Genomic DNA, 18204 nt, shown 5'->3' on the forward strand with positions numbered 1-18204 from the left:
TCAGGTATCCAGTGCTGGCGGGGCATTGGCAGCAGAGGCACCGCCGCCGTGAACAAAGGACGGTATGTACAGTGACGGCTATTCCATCCGCGACTACGGCGCGATGGTCAACGATGAGGCACGTTTTCGCCCTTTTGCCGAAGCCCTGAAGCGCCGTGTCACTGCCGGTTCGGTGGTGCTGGACATTGGCGCTGGTACCGGGATCCTGTCATTTCTGGCCTGCAAATTCGGCGCACGCAAGGTGTATGCGGTCGAACCGGACGCCTCCATCGAAGTCGCCAAACTCTGCGCCCGCAACATCCCGGGCAGTGAGCGGATCACCTGGATCCAGGACCTGTCCACTCGCATCACCCTGCCGGAACCCGCAGATCTCGTGATCGGCGACCTGCATGGTTCGATGCCGTTCTACACCGGCAACATCGCCTCGCTTGCCGATGCGCGCACCCGCCACCTCAAGCCCGGTGGCCGCATGCTGCCGCAACGCGACCTGCTGTTGGCGGCACCGGCACAATCATCGAAAGAATTCAGCTACATCGAGTCTCCGTGGCAATCCAATGCGTTCGGGCTCGACCTGTCCGCCGGCCTGCCCTGGGTCACCAGTACCCTGACACGCGCGCAAAGTGCCCCGATCGCGCCCGAACAACTGCTGGCAGCGCCGCAGCAATGGGGCGTCATCGACTACGCGGCCGGTGCCGCCGACCGCGCCGACGCCACGCTGGAATGGACAATCGAACGCGCCGGAACCCTGCATGGGCTCTACCTCTGGTTTGACGGCGTGGTGGACGACGGACTCGGGTTCAGCAATTCCCCCCTGCTTCCGGAACTCGTCTACGGGCGCAATTTCGCCCCGCTGGAACGCGCCTTTGACGTGGTTGTCGGCGACCGCATTCACTGCCGGTTGGCGGTGAACCGGGTGCGGAATGACTACATCTACCGCTGGGAAACCCGCATCGAAGGCACGGACGGCACGGTAAAAGGCAACTTCAGGCAAACCAGCTTCCGCCTGCCGCCCAGCCAGGCCGACGTGCTGCGAAAAATGGCGACCGACTACACCCCAAACTTGGACCAGGACGGGCAGATTCGCCGCGAAGCACTGCTTGCCATGGACGGGCAGCGCAGCCTCGGCGACATTGCAGAACTGCTGCTCACCCGCTTCCCGGATTGGCTCAAGGATCGGCAAAGCGCACTGGACATCGCCGCCGACCTGTCCAAGCGCCATGGCTGATCCAACAGCATGACGCCATGAAGGCGATTTGCGGGTTCCTGCATCTGGAAGGACAAGCCGCGCCGCCCGCTGCGCTGGACGCACTGCGGCAGGCGCTGGTCTACAACCCCGCGACGTTCACCGAATCCAGCGGCCGGCTGCGCAGCGACGCCCGGATACAAGACGCCTTGGCGCTTGGCGCCGCGCGCTGGAGCCAGCAGCCGGACACGCTTGCGGAACCGCAAACCGGCATGCACGCCGCGACCGGCTGCATCGCAACCGTCGATGCGCGTATTGCCAACGCATCAGAACTACGCGCTGCCCTGAGCCTCGGGAATACGACTGCGGGTACGCCCGAACTGCTGCTGCATGCCTGGCTGCGTTGGGGGGAAGACTGCGTTGACCATCTTGAAGGTGATTTCGCATTTGCTGTGTTCGACCCTCGCGAACAGGTGTTGTTTTGCGCCCGTGACCGCATGGGCGTGCGCCCGTTCTATCTGCACCACGTCCCCGGGAAATTCTTCGCCTTCGCCTCGCGCGCACGCGCGCTGCTGGCCCTGCCGCAAGTGCCGCGTGATCTCAACCCGGGGCGCATCGCCGACGCCTTGGTCACGCCCCTGGAGATCATCGACAAGACCAGCACGTTCCATGCGGCCATCCAGCGGTTGCCGCCGGCGCATACCTGCCGCGTCACGCCCGATGCCTTGTCGCTTCGCAACTACTGGAAGCCCCGTCCCGGACGCGTGGCACCATTGCCACGCGATGATGCCGGCTGGGCAGAAGCGCTGACCGAGGTGCTGGAGCGCGCGGTTGCCGCCCATCTGGGCGAGGGCAACATGGTGGGCTGCATGCTCAGCGGTGGCATGGATTCCTCCTCGCTCGCCGCCATCGCGCGCGACCAGCGCATCCGCGCAGGGCGTGCTTCGATCGCCACGTTTTCCTCGATCGACTGTGTCGAAGGATGCGCCGAAACCATCGCCATCCGTGCCGTCCTGACCCAGCCCGGGTTCGCCCCCACCCTGATTGACCCCGACCAGGTGGACGCCATAGCCGCGGAACTGCACGCCGCACTGTTCGCCTGCGAAGAACCGTTCGATATCTGGATGTCGCTGGTGCATGCGCAATACCTGATGGCCGCGCGCTCTGGAATGACCGCCGTGATGGACGGAATCGATGCCGACGTTCTGCTGAGCAGCGGCAGTGCGCTGACCCGCCAGATCCGCCACGGGCACTGGGTGTCCGCATGGCGCAACGCCCGTGGCCAGCAGCGCCACTACCCCGACCTGCCGGCATGGCGCACGCTGGCCGGTGCAACACGTTCCGCACTGACGCCCGATTGGGCGCGCCCACCGCTGCGCAGCCTGCGCCGCAGGCTGCGGCAGCGGGACAGCCTCGACCACTCCTGGATTGCACCCGAGTTCGCCGCCGCCGTTCGCCTTGAAGACCGCCTGGCGACCTTCGGGCGCTGGTCACCCCCTGTGCTGGAACACACGGCACCCGAGGAAGCTGCCGTCGGACTGTTGCACCCCTGCACCATTGGCGGTTTCGAACGCTACCACCGGGTTGCGAGCTGGCATGGTGTCGATCCGCGCCATCCATTCAACGATCGCGAAGTGATGGAACTGTGCGTCAACCTGCCCGACCACCAGCGCTTCCGCAACGGACACACCAAATTCGTGCTGCGCAACGCCATGCGCGGACGCCTGCCGGAAAGCGTGTGCTGGCGCACCGGCAAGGAACATCTGGGCAGCGATGTCACCCTGCGCGTGCTTGCCCACGGCGTCGATCCGACCCAGGCACTGGGCGACCGCCGCGACCTGCTGGCACCCTATATCGCACGCGGGAAACTTGAACGCGCCATCGCCATCCCGTGGGCACAGGCCAACGCAGACACCCAGGGAGACATCTTGCAAGCATTGGCGCTGGCATTGTGGCTGGAGCGACATCACAACACCCAGCCCACCGCTGCAGGAGACTGAACCTTTGCAAAAACTCCTGTATCATGGGCAGTTATGTTTTTTCTACAGGGGGCTTTACATCCATGAAAGATTTCACCGCTCCGTCTGCCACCTCGATTTCCGCCATCCCGAAGATGCGCGTGAGGGAGGACAGCCCGGCGCACCCACGCAACCGCCGTTGGTCCCCCCCCGTACTGACCCGGCTCGGCAGTATCGCCAACAACACGGCAGGTGGCAGCAGACCCAATGGCACCGAGTTCTGGCGATGGTCGTGTGACTCCCAAAGCATCTTCATCCGCTGCTGATTCCCTGTTGCAGTAACCATCTGCAGATCAGTGTCCGCGCATCTGACCCCTCATCACACCTACCACTACGGCAACGGCTGTCTGCTGACTGCGCTGGAACTTCCCGAACTTGCGGAACTGCCATCGCGACCGGCTCTCCCCGACCCGGTTCTGCACATCGTGCGAACTGTTCGGCCACCTGCGCCACCCGCAGGCGGTGCAATACGCCAGCACGTCTGGAACGACAACGACGGCAACGCCTGCATCCTCGGCGAACGCTGGGAAGATGGACGCTACCGACTGGAGTTCCCCGACACCGCCACTGCGGTCATCGCGTCCGACGGGCGCGACATCCAGTTGCATGCCGACGCCGAAATCGATGCGGTTACCCTGCGGCATGTACTGCTGGATCAGATCCTGCCGCGCGTCCTGTCCTTGCATGAACCTCTCGTGCTGCACGGTGCCGCCGTCGTCACCCGGACGGCGCGCACCGTTGTCGTGCTCGGCCGAAGCGGCATGGGGAAATCCACGCTGTCCGCCGGCTTCGAACGTTTTGGTGGTGGCGCATTGGGGGACGACGGCGTCATCGTCCAGTTCGACGGCAACGCGTCGCGCGTATTGCCCACGTATCCCGGCTATCGCCTGTGGCCGGATTCATTCGACGAACTGTTCCCCGAGCGCGCGGATCACGGCCTGCCCTTCGCCTCCGGATCCAGCAAGCGCCGCCTGCTGCCTGCAGGGGAACAGCTCCGCTCACCGGCATCCCCCATTGCCGGCATTGCGATACTGAGCGAGGGAACGGGCGATGTCTGCGCCATTTCCCTGCAACCGATGACCGCCAGCGACGCCTGCATGGCGCTGATCGCCAACAGCTTCGTGATCGACCCGAACAACCCTGCCCACATGGCACGGCAGCTGGCCACTGCCGCACGACTCTGCCAGAACGTCCGCGTATACGCGTTGCAGTATCCGCGTGACTACACCCTGTTGCCTGAAGTCGTCAATGCCGTTTCAGCCGCGTTTGAATAAACGCACGACCCCAGTTACCCAGCGCGTCAAATACGCGCGCACCAGCGCGGCAGATGTGCCGCTGATGCTGTAGCGATAGCGCATGAATTCAGGCGAGGGGAACAGCTTGCGGCGCAGCCAGCCCAGCTTGCCGCGCCAGGGCAGCGCGGCCAGGTGGGCGCGGTCCATCGCGGCTTGATCGAGCGTGCTGCCAAGTTGCCAGTGCTCCTGCGCCGCTGCCGCGCGCAGGGACTGCAGCGCGGCGTCCGGAATTGCGGTGGCGAACGCCAGCCGGCTGGCTTCAAGGCCGTCCAGACAGGGCGTGGCGATGGCGCGCCGGGCGCACAGCGCCAGCAGAGTCTGCCATTGCGCAGCGTCCAGCGACCGCGCCAGCAGGTGGATGTCGAACAGCCAGATCAGCCGGTCGTGTTCGCCGGTGGGGAAATTGGTCACCCGATGCAGCAAGGCGTGCAGCAGGGCGTGCAGCGGGCCCAGCCCGCGCGCCGCCGGGTGCAGGTCCGGCAGCGGGATGGACGCCGCCCATAACTCGTCAAACGTCAGCGCTTTGGCCAGCTGCGCGCGGTTGGCGATGCGCCAGTGCAGGTCCACGGCAAATCCGCGCCGGCCCCGCTTTTCCAGCGCGGCCTCGAAACCCGCCGTTTGCGCGGGTCGCACCGAGGTTTGCAGCATGAAATCCCGCGCCTGCAGGCAGTCAACCGCCGTTTCCGCCGCGGCCAGTTCCGGCACCAGCAGGTCCACATCGCAACCCAGCCGCTGCCAGGGCTGCGGATACAGCCAGTGCGCCAGCGCGGTGCCCTTGAGCACCAGCACGCGCACGTCGCCTTCCGCCAGCGCCGCAATCGCTTCGCGCGCGATCAGACCGCGCTGCATCTCCTGCATGGCTTCCCGTTTGTTTCGCACGGAAAGGGCTGCGTGCAGTTCCGTCAGCTCCGGGTACGCGGGCAGCACCTTGGCCACCGCGGCGGCCAGCAGCGCCGTCACGCCCTGCGCCTGAGCCACATCCAGCGCCGGTTCGCCTGCCGCAGCCAGCGCCTCCCAGCGTGCGGGCAAGACCGTTTCGCGCAGGCAGTCTGCGCACAGTGCACGCAGCGCCGCAAAATCCGCCGCCGGCGCGTTCATGCGCCCTGCTCCACCGGCCGCACGATCAGTGCGCGGTGGCGCCAGGCCAGACCCGCCGCGCCGGCAGCCAGCCCGGTCAGCAGCCATTTCCAGCGCAACGCGGCCAGCAGGCTTTCCATGTCGAAAGTTTGCACCACCGCGGCGAAAGCGCCCCAAGCTGTCCACACCAGCAGGGCCAACGCGACCGCGGCCAGCGGCCAGCGCAGGCGGGCAATCCGGACAACGCGGATTGATGACGCCAGCGGCCAAGACACGATGGCATCCCAAACCAGCAGCGCCATCGCGGCCTGCCAGGCCGTCCCCAGCCAGACGGTCCAAGCCGCCAGCCGAGCCGCCGACGGCCGCGGGCAGGCCAAGCCCTGCGCCACCAGCACGTCGCGACCCGGCGTGCGCAGCAGGAGCAGCGTCAGCAGTCCTGCCAGAATCAGCCCCACGGCCAGCGGCATCCAGCTCAGGTGCAGCGGCGCGCGGCCGGACAGGAACACGAACAAGCGCAGCCCCAGCGCCAGCGCGAACAGCGCGTCGAACGCCAACAGCGGATAGCCGAACACGCGCCCCCACACCGCCGCCGACCACGGCAACAGCATCGTACCCAACAGCAGCAGTGCCGCCGCCACCAGCCGGATGCTGCCTACCCAACGCGCACAGCCCTGTGCCAGCGCACAAATGGCCAAGCCCAGCATGCCACCCAGCACGTCGTCGCGGGCGTCCTGCCAGTGCGGCGTCCGGCCCTGGGAGGCGAACTGCATCAGCTCGGTGCCCGCCCCCAGCGCCGCCAGCAGCAGCAGCGAGCGCCACCACGGCCAGCGCGGAAACACCAGCCGCAGGCCGATTCCGACCGCCGTGAAAAACGCCACGTGGTCCATGTCGAACGGGCCAGGCCACCCTTCCAGCCAACTCATGAAGCGGCTCAGCGGCGGCGCCGAAAACCGCAGCGCTCTCATCTGGCCGGACGAAAGCATCATCACCACGCCCACCAGCGCGCACAGCGCCAGCAGCAGCCAGGCGCCGCGGCGGCGTGCGCTTGTTTCCCGCAGCCAGCGCGGCCCGATGAAAAACCGCGCGGCCTCACTCACGCGCGGTAGTACTCGCGGTACCAACACACGAAATTGGCCACGCCCTCTTCCACCGAAACCTGCGGTTCATAGCCGACATCGGCGGCAAGATCGGAAACGTCGGCTTCGGTGTCGGGCACGTCGCCGGCCTGCAGCGGCAGCATCTGCACCACCGCCTGCTTGCCCAGGCACTGCTCCAGCACTTCGATGTAGCGCAGCAGATCCACCATGTCGCGATTGCCGATGTTGTAGAGGCGGTACGGTGCCACCCCGCTGGTGGCAGGGTCCGGATTCATTGCATCCCACGCAGGATTCTTGCCCGGCACCGTATCCAGCGCACGCACCACGCCCTCCACGATGTCATCGACGTAGGTGAAGCTGCGCTTGTGCTTGCCGTGGTTGAACACCTTGATCGGCTCGCCGGCAAGGATCGCCTTGGTGAACAGGAACAGCGCCATGTCCGGCCGGCCCCAGGGGCCATAGACGGTGAAGAAGCGCAGCCCCGTGCACGGCAGTCCGTACAGGTGCGCGTAGCTGTGCGCCATCATCTCGTTGGCCTTCTTGCTGGCCGCGTACAGCGTCAGCGGATGTTCCGTCGAGGCGTGCTCCGAGAACGGCATCGCGCGGTTGGCGCCATACACCGAACTGGTGGAGGCATAGACCAGATGCTCCACGCCATGATGGCGGCAGCCTTCCAGAATGTGCAGGAAGCCCGTCACATTGCTGGCCACATAGACATGCGGATTTTCGGCCGCATAGCGCACGCCCGCCTGCGCCGCCAGATTGATTACGCGGTTGGGCTTGTGGGCGGCAAACACGGCCTCGATGGCCGCGCGATCGGCCAGATCGGCGGCAACGTGGGTGTAATTCGGATTGTCCGCGAACCGCGCCAGCCGCGCCTGCTTGAGGCTGACATCGTAGTAATCATTGAGGTTGTCGATGCCGACCACCTCATCCCCCCGCGCCAGCAGCCGCATCGCCACGTGGGAACCGATGAACCCGGCGGTGCCGGTGACCAGAACTTTCATGCAGCTCTCAAAAAGTGTTGCAGCTCGCAATTCTATCGGGTTTGCCCGCAGGAGCGGGCTTTGCCCGCGACCCGTGCATCAAAACACACCTGTCGCGCGCAGGGCGCGCTCCTACGGGAGGGGGGGTTATTGCGTGGCTGGTGCGGGGGTCAGTTCGCGGTAGACGGCCAGGGTGTCGCGGATGACGATGCGTTCGTCGAAGCGGGTCAGGGCTTTGCGGCGGCCGGCTTCGGCCAGGCGGGCGCGCAGGGGCGGGGCATCCTGAAGGCGGGCTATGGCTTGCGCCAGCGCGGGGCCGTCGCGCACCGGCACCTGCAGGCCGTCCACGTCGTGCTGAACCACCTCGCGACAGCCGGGCACGTCGGTGGCGATCAGGGCGCAGCCGCTGGCCGCAGCTTCAATCAGGCCCTTCGGCAGCCCTTCGCGGTAGCTGGGCAGCGCCACCACGTCCACGCCGCGCAGCAGCTCCGGCATGTCGTCCACCTGCCCCAGCCACTCCAGCACGCCTTCGGCCACCCAGTCGCGCACCGTCGCCGCGGGCACCGAGGCCGGATTGCCGGGATCGGGCGCGCCGGCCAGCAGAAAATCCACCGCCCGGCCCTGTTCGCGCAGCAGCCGCGCCGCTTCCACATACTCCGCCAGCCCCTTGTCCCAAAGCAGGCGCGCCGGCAGCAGCACCCGCAGCCGCTGGCCGGGCGTGCGGTGCGGGTCGGGGTGAAAGCGCGTGCAATCCACCCCGGAACCGGGGATCAGGCGCACATTGTCCGGCGCCACCAAGCCCGCCCGCGCAAACAGCGCCACGTCGTCGGGGTTTTGCAGAATCAGCCGGGCGCCCTTCCCGCCCAGCGCCAGCTTCAGCAGCGCCCGCACCAGCGGCCGCAGCAGCCGCGCCTTGAGCGAGCCGCTGATGAACACATACCCCATCCCGGTGGCCGCATTCACCCGCGCCGGCACCCCGGCCAGCCGCGCCGCCAGCGAACCGTACACCGCGCACTTGATGGTGAAACCGTGTACCAGCGTCGTCTGCTCGCGCTGCAGCAACCGCCACAGATGCCACAGCAGCGCCGCCTCGCGCAGCGGATTCAGGCTGCGGCGGTCCATCGGCAGCGCCTGCCAGCGCAGGCCCAGCGCCCGCAATTTTTCGCCATACGGCCCATCGGGCGACAGCAGCAGCACCTCATGCCCGGCGTCGCGCAAGGCAAGCGCCAGCGAACGCCGGAAGTTGTAGAGGTACCAATCGGTATTGGCGAACAGGACGATTTTCATTGAATCAGGGGGAGCGATCTTTTTGTAGGAGCGGGCCCTGCCCGCGACTGGGGGTGTTTGGCATTTCCGTCGCGCGCGGGGCGCGCTCCTACGGGTTTGTTGCACATCTGTCGCGCGCAGGGCGCGCTCCTACAAGACGCGCTCCCACGAATTTGTCGCATACCCGCCGCACGTAGATTGCGCCTTCATAAAATTTTCCTAATCACGCAGTTCCAGTCTCGGCCCGGCGCCAGCCGTTTACCCAGTTCCGAACTCGAACCAGCATCGGTCGTTCGTAAAAATACCAGTAGGCCATTCCGCCGGCGAGCGCAGTAGCAGATATAGCGCAGTACGCGATGCCGACAGAAACGCCTTGCGGAACCAACCGAACCAGAAAAGAAAGCAGAGGGTTGTGTACGAGATACACCGAATATGAAGCCGCACCTAGTGCCATAAGCCAACGCCACGGCATCAACTTCGCGGACACAGGCGAGGCAGCAGCCCACACCATGCAACCAAACCCAGCGGCAACCAAAATTCGATTAGGAACAGCTGTCATGGTTTGCCATATAACCAACCCAACACCAATAAGTACCAACGGAAGCAACAAAAATCCGCGCACTTGAACCCGACGATTCGTCTGAAAGATGACGACCCCAAGAACAAAACACAAGTTGATGGGCGACAGCAGGTATCTGGCGGCGAGCGGGAGCACAACACCCTGCCAATAAAAAAACAAGATCGCCACGGCCCATAGACAAAAAATTATACGAAATGAACGACGCCCAACGAAGAAAATGGAGTACAGCACATAAAACATCATCTCATGGACCAATGTCCACGCCACCGACAACGCAGGCGGCTGATTGTCCGGAAACAATGTCAAGCTGGTCAACACACTGGGGGAACGATCGCTTTCGCTCATACCCGGCAGCAACAAATACAAAAAATACATAGCAATGCCAACAGGAAGATAAGGGACATAAATACGAATGACCCTAGCCTTGGCGTAATCACTCAGCCCCCTGCCCCGTTCAACCATTCTTTGCGCAGCAAACGCAATGATGAAACCAGACAAAACGAAGAAAAAATCCACACCGAAATAGCCATGTTCGAACCACGGCTGGGGTCCCATATTAGATACAAAGTGATCTACGGATTGTTTGGCGTGATGCAACAGCACCCAAAGCGCCGCACCGCCCCGCATCACTTCGATCCACTCAAGCTTTCGCTCAGCCATTCTGGCCCCCAATGTCCCGATAGCTGCCAAGCGCAAAACCATTATCGCGTGCCAATGCGCGCAAAGCGCCGGTTCGCAGATATTTCCACTCGGCCTGGCCCACCGTGCCAACCCGCGTGTAGCCTTCCATCGCCTGCGCATCGTTGACCGGGTGCACCATCAGCTCGAATGTCTGGCCCTGCCCCTGCAAGACCACTTGCTGATAATCGACGTCACCGTACTCCCGCGCGCCGCCGCCAAGGTCGAATACGCTGCCGATGGCATCGTTCCAGCGCACCTGACCGCGCCAGCGCCGCGTGGAGCGGGCCAGCATCACCGCAAGCAAAGCTCGCCGCAACCGGCGGCCCATGCCCGCATTTCGGTCAGCAGCGACCCACGGCACCCGCATCGGGATTCCGACACGGCTGCAATGCTGCGCAATGGCGTCAAACACCGGGCCAAACCCATGCACATGCTGGTGGCTGTCAATATGCGTCGGCTGGATACCCAGTTCATCCAGACGCTGCAACTGCGCCTGCAGTTCTGCGGCTATCTGCACCGCTGGCACCCGCCCCGCCAACAGGCGACGGGCCAACCGTCCCCGGCTGAAAAACGCACCGTCCGACCCGACAAGCGCGGAAACTTCCTGCACGGAGGCCAGTGGCCGCCCCCAAGTCAGGTTGAAATGCAGCCCAACACCCAGCTTTGGAACCTGCTTGGCGCAGCCCGCCGCACGCTCGGCGTCCGGGGTATTGGCCATCAGCGTGGTACTGGTGACTGTACCCGCCGCGTGGCACTCCAAAATGGCATCGGTGGCGGCAGGCACAAGCCCGAAATCATCCGCATTGACGATGAGCAGCCTTGGATTCACAGGCGTTTCCACGCTTTGCGCACATAGCCCACAGGCTCGAAAAGCGCCGGCATCAGGTCATCCTTCGCGAACACAGGCCAGGAGCATCGCGCCGGGCGCGCCGCCGTGGAAACATCCGGAGCCGGGAAAACGAAGCTGTCACCCTTGCGCCGATAGAAGCGGGCGGCAGCCAGATCCTTGATGGAATAGCGCCAGCATACGGAAGGTTCTTGCGGGCGCTCGACTGGCGCTTCACCTTGGCCCAGATCGTGCGCCGCCGCTTCGACAACCCGCCTTCCGGCATCGTGCGCGATCTGGAACCACAGCGTGGGGCGTGGGTTGATTTCAATGATCTTGAGCTGGCCATCGCGTGGATCGCGCTTGTATTCGGCGCCGCAAATACCGTGAAACCCGATGCGATCCAGAAAACGCAAGGTGGTTGCCTCGGTTTCCTCACAGCGCTCACTGGTCACCAGTGAAGCGGAACCGAATCCGGGCGGATACTGGCGCAGCTTGCGTGCGGTAAACGTCTGCTGCGCGGTTCCGCATTTGTCGATATACCCCGCAAACAGGGTGATGTTCGACTCCGGACCGGGGATGATTTCCTGCACAAACCACTTTCCCAGACCATCCGGCATCGTCGCCAGACAGGCTTCGTACTCTGCGCGATTTCGCACCAGCAACACCTTTCTCCCTCGCAGAAACTCCCGCGCACGGTGAATCAGCGCCGGCTTGAGGATGCAGGGAAACGGCAGGCTCGGTGCCAATGCCGCCAAAGCGTCCCGGTCGGGCGCCTGCCAGACGCCCGGAGTCGCCACTCCATGTTCAAGACACAGCGCATTGAACGACATCTTGTCCAACAACCGCGCCGCCAAGCCGCGATAGCCGTCCGGGAACACGAATTTCTCCGCCAACCGGTTGGCGCGTTGCAGAATGAACTCGATGAACACGTCATTCGTCGGGACCAGCAACGGTCGGTGCCCGGCTTTGGCCGCCAACCCATCCAGCCAGCGTTCCACCGCGCCCAGATCCCCTGAAAAGCGACGGGCACTGCCCCGCACAAACCGCGAATGAAACGCGCAGCCATCAGCGATATCCGCCAATGCAACAGCGTGACCGGCGCGCGCCAGCTCACGCAGTGCATACAGTCCCGTCGGCGAAGCCCCCAGAACAACTGCATCCATCACAACGTCCCCGCCAGCAGCCAGTTGCTGTACGGCACATAGCACACCGTCGAGTGACTGGACATCGAAAACCAGACCGTAATATAGGCACCATGGACCAGGAAAGGCAGAGCCGCCCCCATGCGCCATTGTTCCTTGCGCAATGCCACGGCCCCGATGCACAGCAGCACGAGGATACTGACCGGCATCATGTAGAAAACGAACCGATGCAACGCCACCGAGGAAACCAAACCCAGAGGCACCAATGCAAACGTGATCAGGGCAAACAGCCTGAACAAGGGAAACAGCTCAGGAAAGCGCGCTTTCACAAGCCGGCGTTTCCATTCGAACACGATGAACGGGAATACTACCAACGCATATCGCAACCACGCGCCCGAAGATTCCTGGGAGCCGTAAATCTGATCCACGTAGCGGTCGTTGTAAACTTCCAGGCGCGATCCAAGGAAAAACATGGCCAATGGACCAAGAACCGTGATCGCAGCGATCAAGCGCATCAACGAAATCTGCCGCCCAACCAGCGCCGCGATCGGAAGAAAAACCAGCACCGATGTATGAAATTGGGAAGCCACCAGAATCCAGAACACCACCTGCCAGCGGCGCAGCAAAACGAAGCTCCGAAACGCCAGCATCAACATGGCCACCGCGAGCGCCTGCCGCAAGCCCGACATTGCCAGCTGCACCACCAGCACCGGGAAAGAGAGCACCATCACGGAAACCGGGCTCGCGGCCAGCAACGAGAATCGGTAAAGGCAAACGAGAAAAATCAGCGTGCAAACAAAGACCAGCGTGGAAAATGACCCACCAAGGTTGATGACCGACATGTTCAGCCAGTTGAACAACCCTTCTCCCATATGGAGCGCGTCTTGCCACCCCATCCCTTGGTACATGGTGGAAAACCTCAGGGCATATGCCCTGGTATCACAGCCCACGCCAAGACGCGCTCCCGCAAACACAAGCAGGAAAATCAGAAAAACCCACGCCAGAACGCGGCTGGAACCGCGCTTGCGCACCAAGCCGGCTAGCGACGCCCAGAACCAATACAAACCGACATACAAAGCCATGGGCGATCAGTCCCGTCGTGCGCAGGCGCGCAAGCGCGCCGTTTCTTGAATCAGCGAAGCCAGAGCGTCGGCCTGCTTGCCGGGATCGAACCTGCTGACAACCTCGGCGCGCGCGGCCACCGCCACCCGCCGCCGCAAAGCTGCATCGTCAACAAGTTCCTCCAAAATGTCCAACCAATCCCGTTCATCCACGCACAAAAAGCCCGTGCGGCCGTGCTCGATCAGCTCCAGGTTGTAGCCGATGCCCGTACACACCGGAACCACACCCGCTGCCATGTAAGTTCTGGCCTTGCCGCCGGACTTGCCGCGCGCCCAATCCTCCAGCGGCAACGGCATCAGGCCAACGTCAAACCGCGCCAGCGCATCCAGTTCGTTTTGCAAGGACCACGGTGTCAATACCCAGGGCACACCCTCCATGTGGAACTCGCCGCTGCCGACCAGCTCAAAACGCAGATCGGGGTGCCTGCTTGCCAGCTTTCCAAGAACCGGGCCAATCAGATGCAGATATTTGGCCGTAGAAGGCGACCCCAGCCAGCCAATCGTCACCGGCTGGGACGGGCCCGAAACGGCGCGCATCGGAATGCGCCCGGTATCCTCCGCCACTTCAACGGTTTCCGCCCGCTTTGCCCCGTTTTGCAAGGCTTGATCCCGCAACCAGTTGTTGCCGGCAACCACGCATCCGACCAGCTTGAAAATCTCGAACGTCTTTTCCGGCGCGCGCAGCAGTGTGGCCAGCGGGTTGTAGCGGCTGGCCTTCTTGATGAACAGGGCGTCGTCGTAATCGAACAGCAGCGGCGTGCCACGCCGTGCCATCCAACGCTCCAGAACGGGCGGGCCGAACGGCAGCAGTTCGCGCTGCATGTAAACGACATCGTAGCGGCCGTGCGCCGCAACCGCCCGAATACGTCGCCAGCTTGCTTTCAGCGTGGCCCAGGCTTTCCGCAACGTTCGCCCCGGCATCTGGCCAAGCGCATACAGTTCCCCGTCCATGAAGCTTTGCACCGTGCAATCCAGCCCCCGCGCGCGAAGATGCGGCAGGTACTGGAACACGCGGTAGCGGCTGGACGCACCTTCCACCGGATAGCGGGTAAGGAACAAGATGCGCAGGGGCGGATTGTTCACGTCGCGGCCTCCAAGCTCCGATATACCGCGCGATACCGCGCCACGCCTTCCGCCAGCGAAAACTCGCGTTCCGCCACGGCGCGGCAGCGGCTTTGGATATCGGCGCTGGCGGTCAGGGCCAGCAGCGCCTGCACGCCGGCGCGCAGGCTGTCACCGTCAAATGCGTCCACCGCCACGCCAACGCCGCCTTCGCGCAGAATCTGCGCCATGTCGCCCACGCCGCCGTTGGCCAGACACGGAATGCCGCAACCAAGAAACTCGCCCAGCTTGGTGGGCGCCGATGCCTGTTTGGAAAACACCGGCTTGATGAAAAACACCCCGGCATCCATCCGCGCCATCAGCGCCGGCACCTGCGCATGGCTGGCTTCCAGCAGCTCCACCGCGTCTTCCGGCACGGCGGCGGCGGACAGCCGCTCACGGATGTAGGCGTGGCCGCCACGGTTGACGATCAGCCAGCGCGCCTCCGGATGCACTTCACGCAGGGCATTGAACGCTGCCACCGCCGCATCGAACAGATACCAGGTGCCCGCCGAACCCACGTAGCCCAAGGTGAACGGGGCAGCGGCATCCGGACGCGGCTGCGGGTGAAAACGCTCAAGATCCGCGCAGGTGGGAATGACCGTGAAAGCGGGCTGCCGGCCCTGCAGACAGTCGAAGCCGCGCATTTCCCGCACCGCCGCATGGGTCAGGGAAACCACGTGGTCGGCGTTGCGCAAAAACCTGCGTTCGAACCACTTCGCCACCCGGTACATGCGTCCACCGCGCGGCCACAGCCCGCCGTCCACGCGCTCGTCGGCCCAGAAGCCGCGCATGTCGAACAGAAACCGGATTCGCACCAGCTTTTGCAGCACCAGCGCCATCACCGCCGGCACATAGCTGCGGGCGTGCACGATGCGCACGCGATGCCGCAGCACCAGCCACAGCCCGCAGGCGATACCCACGCCGATGTCCCAGGTCGTGGCCAGCGCCGAAGGCCGCTTGTGGTAGCGGCGCGGGTGCCAGCGAATGCCGGCAGCGCGGATGCGCTGCGCCACCGTCGCACGGGCCGCTTCGTCCGCCCAGTCTTCCGGCTTCTCGAAGCTGAGCAGGTGGATTTCCCGGTCTGTCGCCAGCTTTTCCAGATAGGCCAGCACCTGCGATTGGCCCAGCGGTTCCAGCATGCCGTCGTAGGCGATGTAAAGCAGCGGGTTCAAGCGGGCAATCCTTCGCGCCAACCGGGCAACAGCAGATCAAGATACTGATCGGCAATTTTATCCGAAGAGAAATCCCGCGCCCGCGCCTGCAAGGCCTGGCGGTCCACCGGGGCCGCCAGCGCCGTTTGCATCGCCGCCGCCAGCGCGCCCGCATCCCCCACCGGCACCAGCGCGCCGTATTTGCCGCCGCACAGGATCTCACGCGGGCCGCTGGGGCAATCGGTACACACCACCGGCGTGCCCTGCTCCATCGCCTCCACGATGACGTTGCCGAAGCCTTCGTGATCCGAGCACAAGACAAACAAATCCGCCGCCGCATACCACGCCGCAGGATCGGGCGAATAACCGGGAAACAGCACGCGCCCGTCCAGCCCCAGCGCGACGACGCGCGCCTCCAACGCCGCACGCTGCGGCCCATCCCCGAGGATGCACAAGGTGGCCGACGTGCTGGCCGCCACCTTCGCAAAGGCATCCAGCAACAGATCGTGCCGCTTGACCGGCTTCAAGGTGCCCACGGTCAAAATCACAGGCCGAGCCGCACCGGCCAGCAAAGCAGGCACCGCACCCGCCACCGCGCCGCTTGCCGCCGGGTTGTAAACCACCGAAAAGCGTTCACGCGCCAGCCCGGAAAGCCGCGCCAAATCATCCGCCACCCCGGCAGACACGCCAATGCGCGCATCGGCCAGGCGATAGCCAAGCGCCGTGCTGGCCCGCAGCCCCAGCCGATGCAGCCGCCCCTTGTGCGCATAGCCCCGCGACAGCGGCGCGTGCTCGCTCACGACCACCCGGCCCCGATAACCGGCAACCCGCGCCGCCACGGGCGCCACCGTCGTCAACGGCCACATGGCCGCCAGCAACGCGGAAGGCCGCGACTGCCGCAAATAGCGCACCAACGGCCGCAGCACGTTGCGAACGCGCGCCGCCCGCAAATCCACCACCCGAGCCCCCACCGGCAACTGCTCCAACAACTCGCCGCGCGCCTGCCGCAGCACGAAATCCACGCCAAAGCCGCGCGCCATCCACTCCCGCGCCAGCGTGACGTGCAAGCGCTCGGCACCACCGGGGCGCAGGTCGGGAAGCAGGATTGCGATGGACGGTTTCACGCCGCAGGCGCCTGCTTGCGCATCCCGATCCGCCGGGCCGGAACGCCGCCCACGATTTCATACGGAGCCACGTCGCGATTGACCACCGCATTGGCGGCAACCACCGCCCCCCGGCCAATGGTGACACCCTTGAGAATCACGGCGCCGGCGGCGATCCAGACATCATCGCCGATGGCAATCGGTGCAGTCTCGAAGCCGGCTTGCGCGATGGGTGTTTCCAATCGACCGTGGATCGCATGGTTCTGATCACGAATGGTGACCCGCTCCGCGATCAAGCAATTCGCTCCGATCATTATTCCCGTCTTTGCCACAAGCGTGCTCCATGGGCCGATGAATGTGTGTGCGCCGACACCAATGCAACCACGTTGGCAAACGATCGCAACACCGATCCCCAGCACGGCACCCTCGCCAAGCTGAATTATGCCGTCGCCGGTGGCACGCAACTGAACACCGGCAGCCAGCTGTTGGCCGTTCCCGAGCATCCATACGCCAGGATTGGAAAGTACATGCCAGCACCGCCGGACAGCAAAGGTACCCGTCCGCAATCGCGCCAGCGTCGCCCGGATGATGCGTCGCAGCGGCTCAGGCACCATCACGCAACTCTGCCGTCAGCCAGTGGGTAAGGTCACGCCCGAGCAACTGCCCAAGTAGCGCCACATCGTCACGGAACGCCACCGCCATTTCGTGCTGCAGTCGTGGCGTCAACGCCGGGCGCACAGCGCCTTTGGTGTTCCAACGGCGCAGCCAAGCCAGCAGCCCAAGCCGGCCAGTGATACCCAGCCGCTGCTTGAGGGCCGCCAACCTCAAAACCAGCGTATCCAACCAGAATGCGCGACGTGTCTTGGCAGCGTTGACACGTTCAAGATCGAACGAGTGCGCTTCGGGCAAACCAAGGAAGTCCAACACGCCCGTATAGACGAGGTTTGCATCGACCACGATGTCTTCAAGCACGATGACATGCACGCGTTCCCGTGCAACCTGCGAAAACAACCTCTGCAACTGCCAACCCAACGCGCAACTTTCATGATAAGCCAGATGCTGCGGCTGGAGGTAACCGTCGCGCACGCCAATTTTTTGTCCCGCGCTACGCGCACCCCGCAACTGCCATGCCTCGGAAAGGTCTTCGATCAGTTCGTTTCCGTTGTATCGATGGTGCCCATGCATGGAGGGCACCATCGTCAGCGGATTGCGAACCATCACGACAAAACGCGCTTCCGGCGAATAACGCAAGATGTTTTCCACCGCAGTGCTGGAAAACAAATGCCAGACCGAGGCATCGACCGCATAACGATGCGTGCCCGCGTCGGCGTCCAGAAACAACCGCTCGTAGGTTTCCAGTGACGCCGTCAACCGATACTCTTCGCAAAAATAATGCGGCTCCTTGACATACGGAACAAATATGTTCGGATGCCTTGAAAGCCAATTCGTCAAAGCGGTTGTCCCGCATTTAGGCGCGCCGAGAATGAATAGGTTTGGACGCTTCACGATATTTATCGAAATCCAACAAAATGCAATCGAAGCACAGATGACAACTTATATTCAAATAGAAG

At 64.0% G+C, this 18204-nt stretch carries 16 protein-coding genes; 3 read left to right on the forward strand and 13 right to left on the reverse strand.

All coding sequences use genetic code 11. The annotated features are described in order from the left end of the window. The first annotated feature begins 64 nt into the window (after positions 1 to 64). The 3 genes from M9902_RS03275 (at position 65) to M9902_RS03285 (ending at position 4475) form a co-directional block, all read left to right on the forward strand. Positions 65 to 1225, forward strand: a complete 1161-nt coding sequence (locus M9902_RS03275) for a 50S ribosomal protein L11 methyltransferase (RefSeq protein ID WP_297221166.1) — start codon at positions 65 to 67, stop codon at positions 1223 to 1225. A gap of 17 nt (positions 1226 to 1242) precedes the next feature. Continuing rightward, complete coding sequence (locus M9902_RS03280) at positions 1243 to 3183, forward strand: asparagine synthase-related protein (RefSeq protein ID WP_297221167.1); 1941 nt, start codon at positions 1243 to 1245, stop codon at positions 3181 to 3183. Positions 3184 to 3497: 314 nt separating this feature from the next. Next, positions 3498 to 4475 carry a hypothetical protein gene (locus tag M9902_RS03285; RefSeq protein ID WP_297221168.1) on the forward strand — a complete coding sequence of 326 codons (978 nt, stop codon included), beginning with the start codon at positions 3498 to 3500 and terminating at the stop codon, positions 4473 to 4475. Here M9902_RS03285 and M9902_RS03290 read toward each other — a convergent pair. The 13 genes from M9902_RS03290 to M9902_RS03350 all read right to left on the reverse strand — a co-directional run bounded on the left by M9902_RS03290 (position 4458) and on the right by M9902_RS03350 (position 18139). Then, the gene (locus tag M9902_RS03290) at positions 4458 to 5594 is read right to left on the reverse strand and encodes a nucleotidyltransferase family protein (protein ID WP_297221169.1); all 1137 of its coding nucleotides are present in this window, start codon (positions 5592 to 5594) and stop codon (positions 4458 to 4460) included. The two genes, M9902_RS03285 and M9902_RS03290, sit on opposite strands and share 18 nt — an antisense overlap. Further along, on the reverse strand, positions 5591 to 6670 hold the full coding sequence (locus M9902_RS03295) for a VanZ family protein (protein WP_297221170.1): 1080 nt from the start codon (positions 6668 to 6670) through the stop codon (positions 5591 to 5593). Before M9902_RS03295 ends, M9902_RS03290 begins: the two co-directional genes overlap by 4 nt. Continuing rightward, positions 6667 to 7677 (reverse strand): NAD-dependent epimerase, encoded by a 1011-nt coding sequence (locus M9902_RS03300; protein ID WP_297221171.1) that lies wholly within the window; start codon positions 7675 to 7677, stop codon positions 6667 to 6669. Before M9902_RS03300 ends, M9902_RS03295 begins: the two co-directional genes overlap by 4 nt. A 126-nt stretch (positions 7678 to 7803) precedes the next feature. After that, a complete protein-coding gene (locus M9902_RS03305; protein ID WP_297221172.1) occupies positions 7804 to 8943 on the reverse strand; it encodes a glycosyltransferase family 4 protein in 1140 nt (379 codons plus the stop codon). Positions 8944 to 9145: 202 nt separating this feature from the next. Beyond that, positions 9146 to 10162, reverse strand: coding sequence for an acyltransferase (locus tag M9902_RS03310; protein ID WP_297221173.1), 1017 nt, complete (start codon positions 10160 to 10162; stop codon positions 9146 to 9148). Next, the gene (locus M9902_RS03315; protein ID WP_297221174.1) at positions 10155 to 11012 is read right to left on the reverse strand and encodes a ChbG/HpnK family deacetylase; all 858 of its coding nucleotides are present in this window, start codon (positions 11010 to 11012) and stop codon (positions 10155 to 10157) included. The genes M9902_RS03310 and M9902_RS03315 overlap by 8 nt, the downstream gene beginning before the upstream one ends. Continuing rightward, positions 11009 to 12175: a hypothetical protein gene (locus tag M9902_RS03320; RefSeq protein ID WP_297221175.1), complete on the reverse strand. Its 1167-nt coding sequence runs from the start codon at positions 12173 to 12175 to the stop codon at positions 11009 to 11011. The genes M9902_RS03315 and M9902_RS03320 overlap by 4 nt, the downstream gene beginning before the upstream one ends. Next, positions 12175 to 13236, reverse strand: coding sequence for an EpsG family protein (locus M9902_RS03325; RefSeq protein WP_297221176.1), 1062 nt, complete (start codon positions 13234 to 13236; stop codon positions 12175 to 12177). The genes M9902_RS03320 and M9902_RS03325 overlap by 1 nt, the downstream gene beginning before the upstream one ends. A 6-nt stretch (positions 13237 to 13242) precedes the next feature. Next, positions 13243 to 14334, reverse strand: coding sequence for a glycosyltransferase family 4 protein (locus M9902_RS03330; RefSeq protein ID WP_297221177.1), 1092 nt, complete (start codon positions 14332 to 14334; stop codon positions 13243 to 13245). A 20-nt stretch (positions 14335 to 14354) separates the two neighbouring features. Beyond that, entirely contained in the window at positions 14355 to 15551 is a 1197-nt protein-coding gene (locus M9902_RS03335; RefSeq protein ID WP_297221178.1) for a glycosyltransferase, read from the reverse strand. Then, positions 15548 to 16654, reverse strand: a complete 1107-nt coding sequence (locus tag M9902_RS03340) for a glycosyltransferase (RefSeq protein ID WP_297221179.1) — start codon at positions 16652 to 16654, stop codon at positions 15548 to 15550. The genes M9902_RS03335 and M9902_RS03340 overlap by 4 nt, the downstream gene beginning before the upstream one ends. Next, positions 16651 to 17247, reverse strand: a complete 597-nt coding sequence (locus M9902_RS03345; RefSeq protein WP_297221180.1) for an acyltransferase — start codon at positions 17245 to 17247, stop codon at positions 16651 to 16653. Before M9902_RS03345 ends, M9902_RS03340 begins: the two co-directional genes overlap by 4 nt. After that, positions 17237 to 18139, reverse strand: a complete 903-nt coding sequence (locus M9902_RS03350; RefSeq protein WP_297221181.1) for a sulfotransferase — start codon at positions 18137 to 18139, stop codon at positions 17237 to 17239. The genes M9902_RS03345 and M9902_RS03350 overlap by 11 nt, the downstream gene beginning before the upstream one ends. Between the last annotated feature and the right edge of the window lie 65 nt (positions 18140 to 18204).

The sequence above is a fragment of the Thermomonas sp. genome (assembly GCF_023953935.1).
Lineage (GTDB): Bacteria > Pseudomonadota > Gammaproteobacteria > Xanthomonadales > Xanthomonadaceae > Thermomonas.

Excerpts from the sequence above, each read along its gene's own strand:
- M9902_RS03280 (WP_297221167.1), top strand. The coding sequence starts at position 1,243 with ATGAAGGCGATTTGCGGGTTCCTGCATCTGGAAGGACAAGCCGCGCCG.
- M9902_RS03320 (WP_297221175.1), bottom strand. The coding sequence starts at position 12,175 with ATGGATGCAGTTGTTCTGGGGGCTTCGCCGACGGGACTGTATGCACTG.
- M9902_RS03305 (WP_297221172.1), bottom strand. The coding sequence starts at position 8,943 with ATGAAAATCGTCCTGTTCGCCAATACCGATTGGTACCTCTACAACTTC.
- M9902_RS03325 (WP_297221176.1), bottom strand. The coding sequence starts at position 13,236 with ATGGCTTTGTATGTCGGTTTGTATTGGTTCTGGGCGTCGCTAGCCGGC.
- M9902_RS03275 (WP_297221166.1), top strand. The coding sequence starts at position 65 with ATGTACAGTGACGGCTATTCCATCCGCGACTACGGCGCGATGGTCAAC.
- M9902_RS03345 (WP_297221180.1), bottom strand. The coding sequence starts at position 17,247 with ATGGTGCCTGAGCCGCTGCGACGCATCATCCGGGCGACGCTGGCGCGA.
- M9902_RS03290 (WP_297221169.1), bottom strand. The coding sequence starts at position 5,594 with ATGAACGCGCCGGCGGCGGATTTTGCGGCGCTGCGTGCACTGTGCGCA.
- M9902_RS03310 (WP_297221173.1), bottom strand. The coding sequence starts at position 10,162 with ATGGCTGAGCGAAAGCTTGAGTGGATCGAAGTGATGCGGGGCGGTGCG.
- M9902_RS03300 (WP_297221171.1), bottom strand. The coding sequence starts at position 7,677 with ATGAAAGTTCTGGTCACCGGCACCGCCGGGTTCATCGGTTCCCACGTG.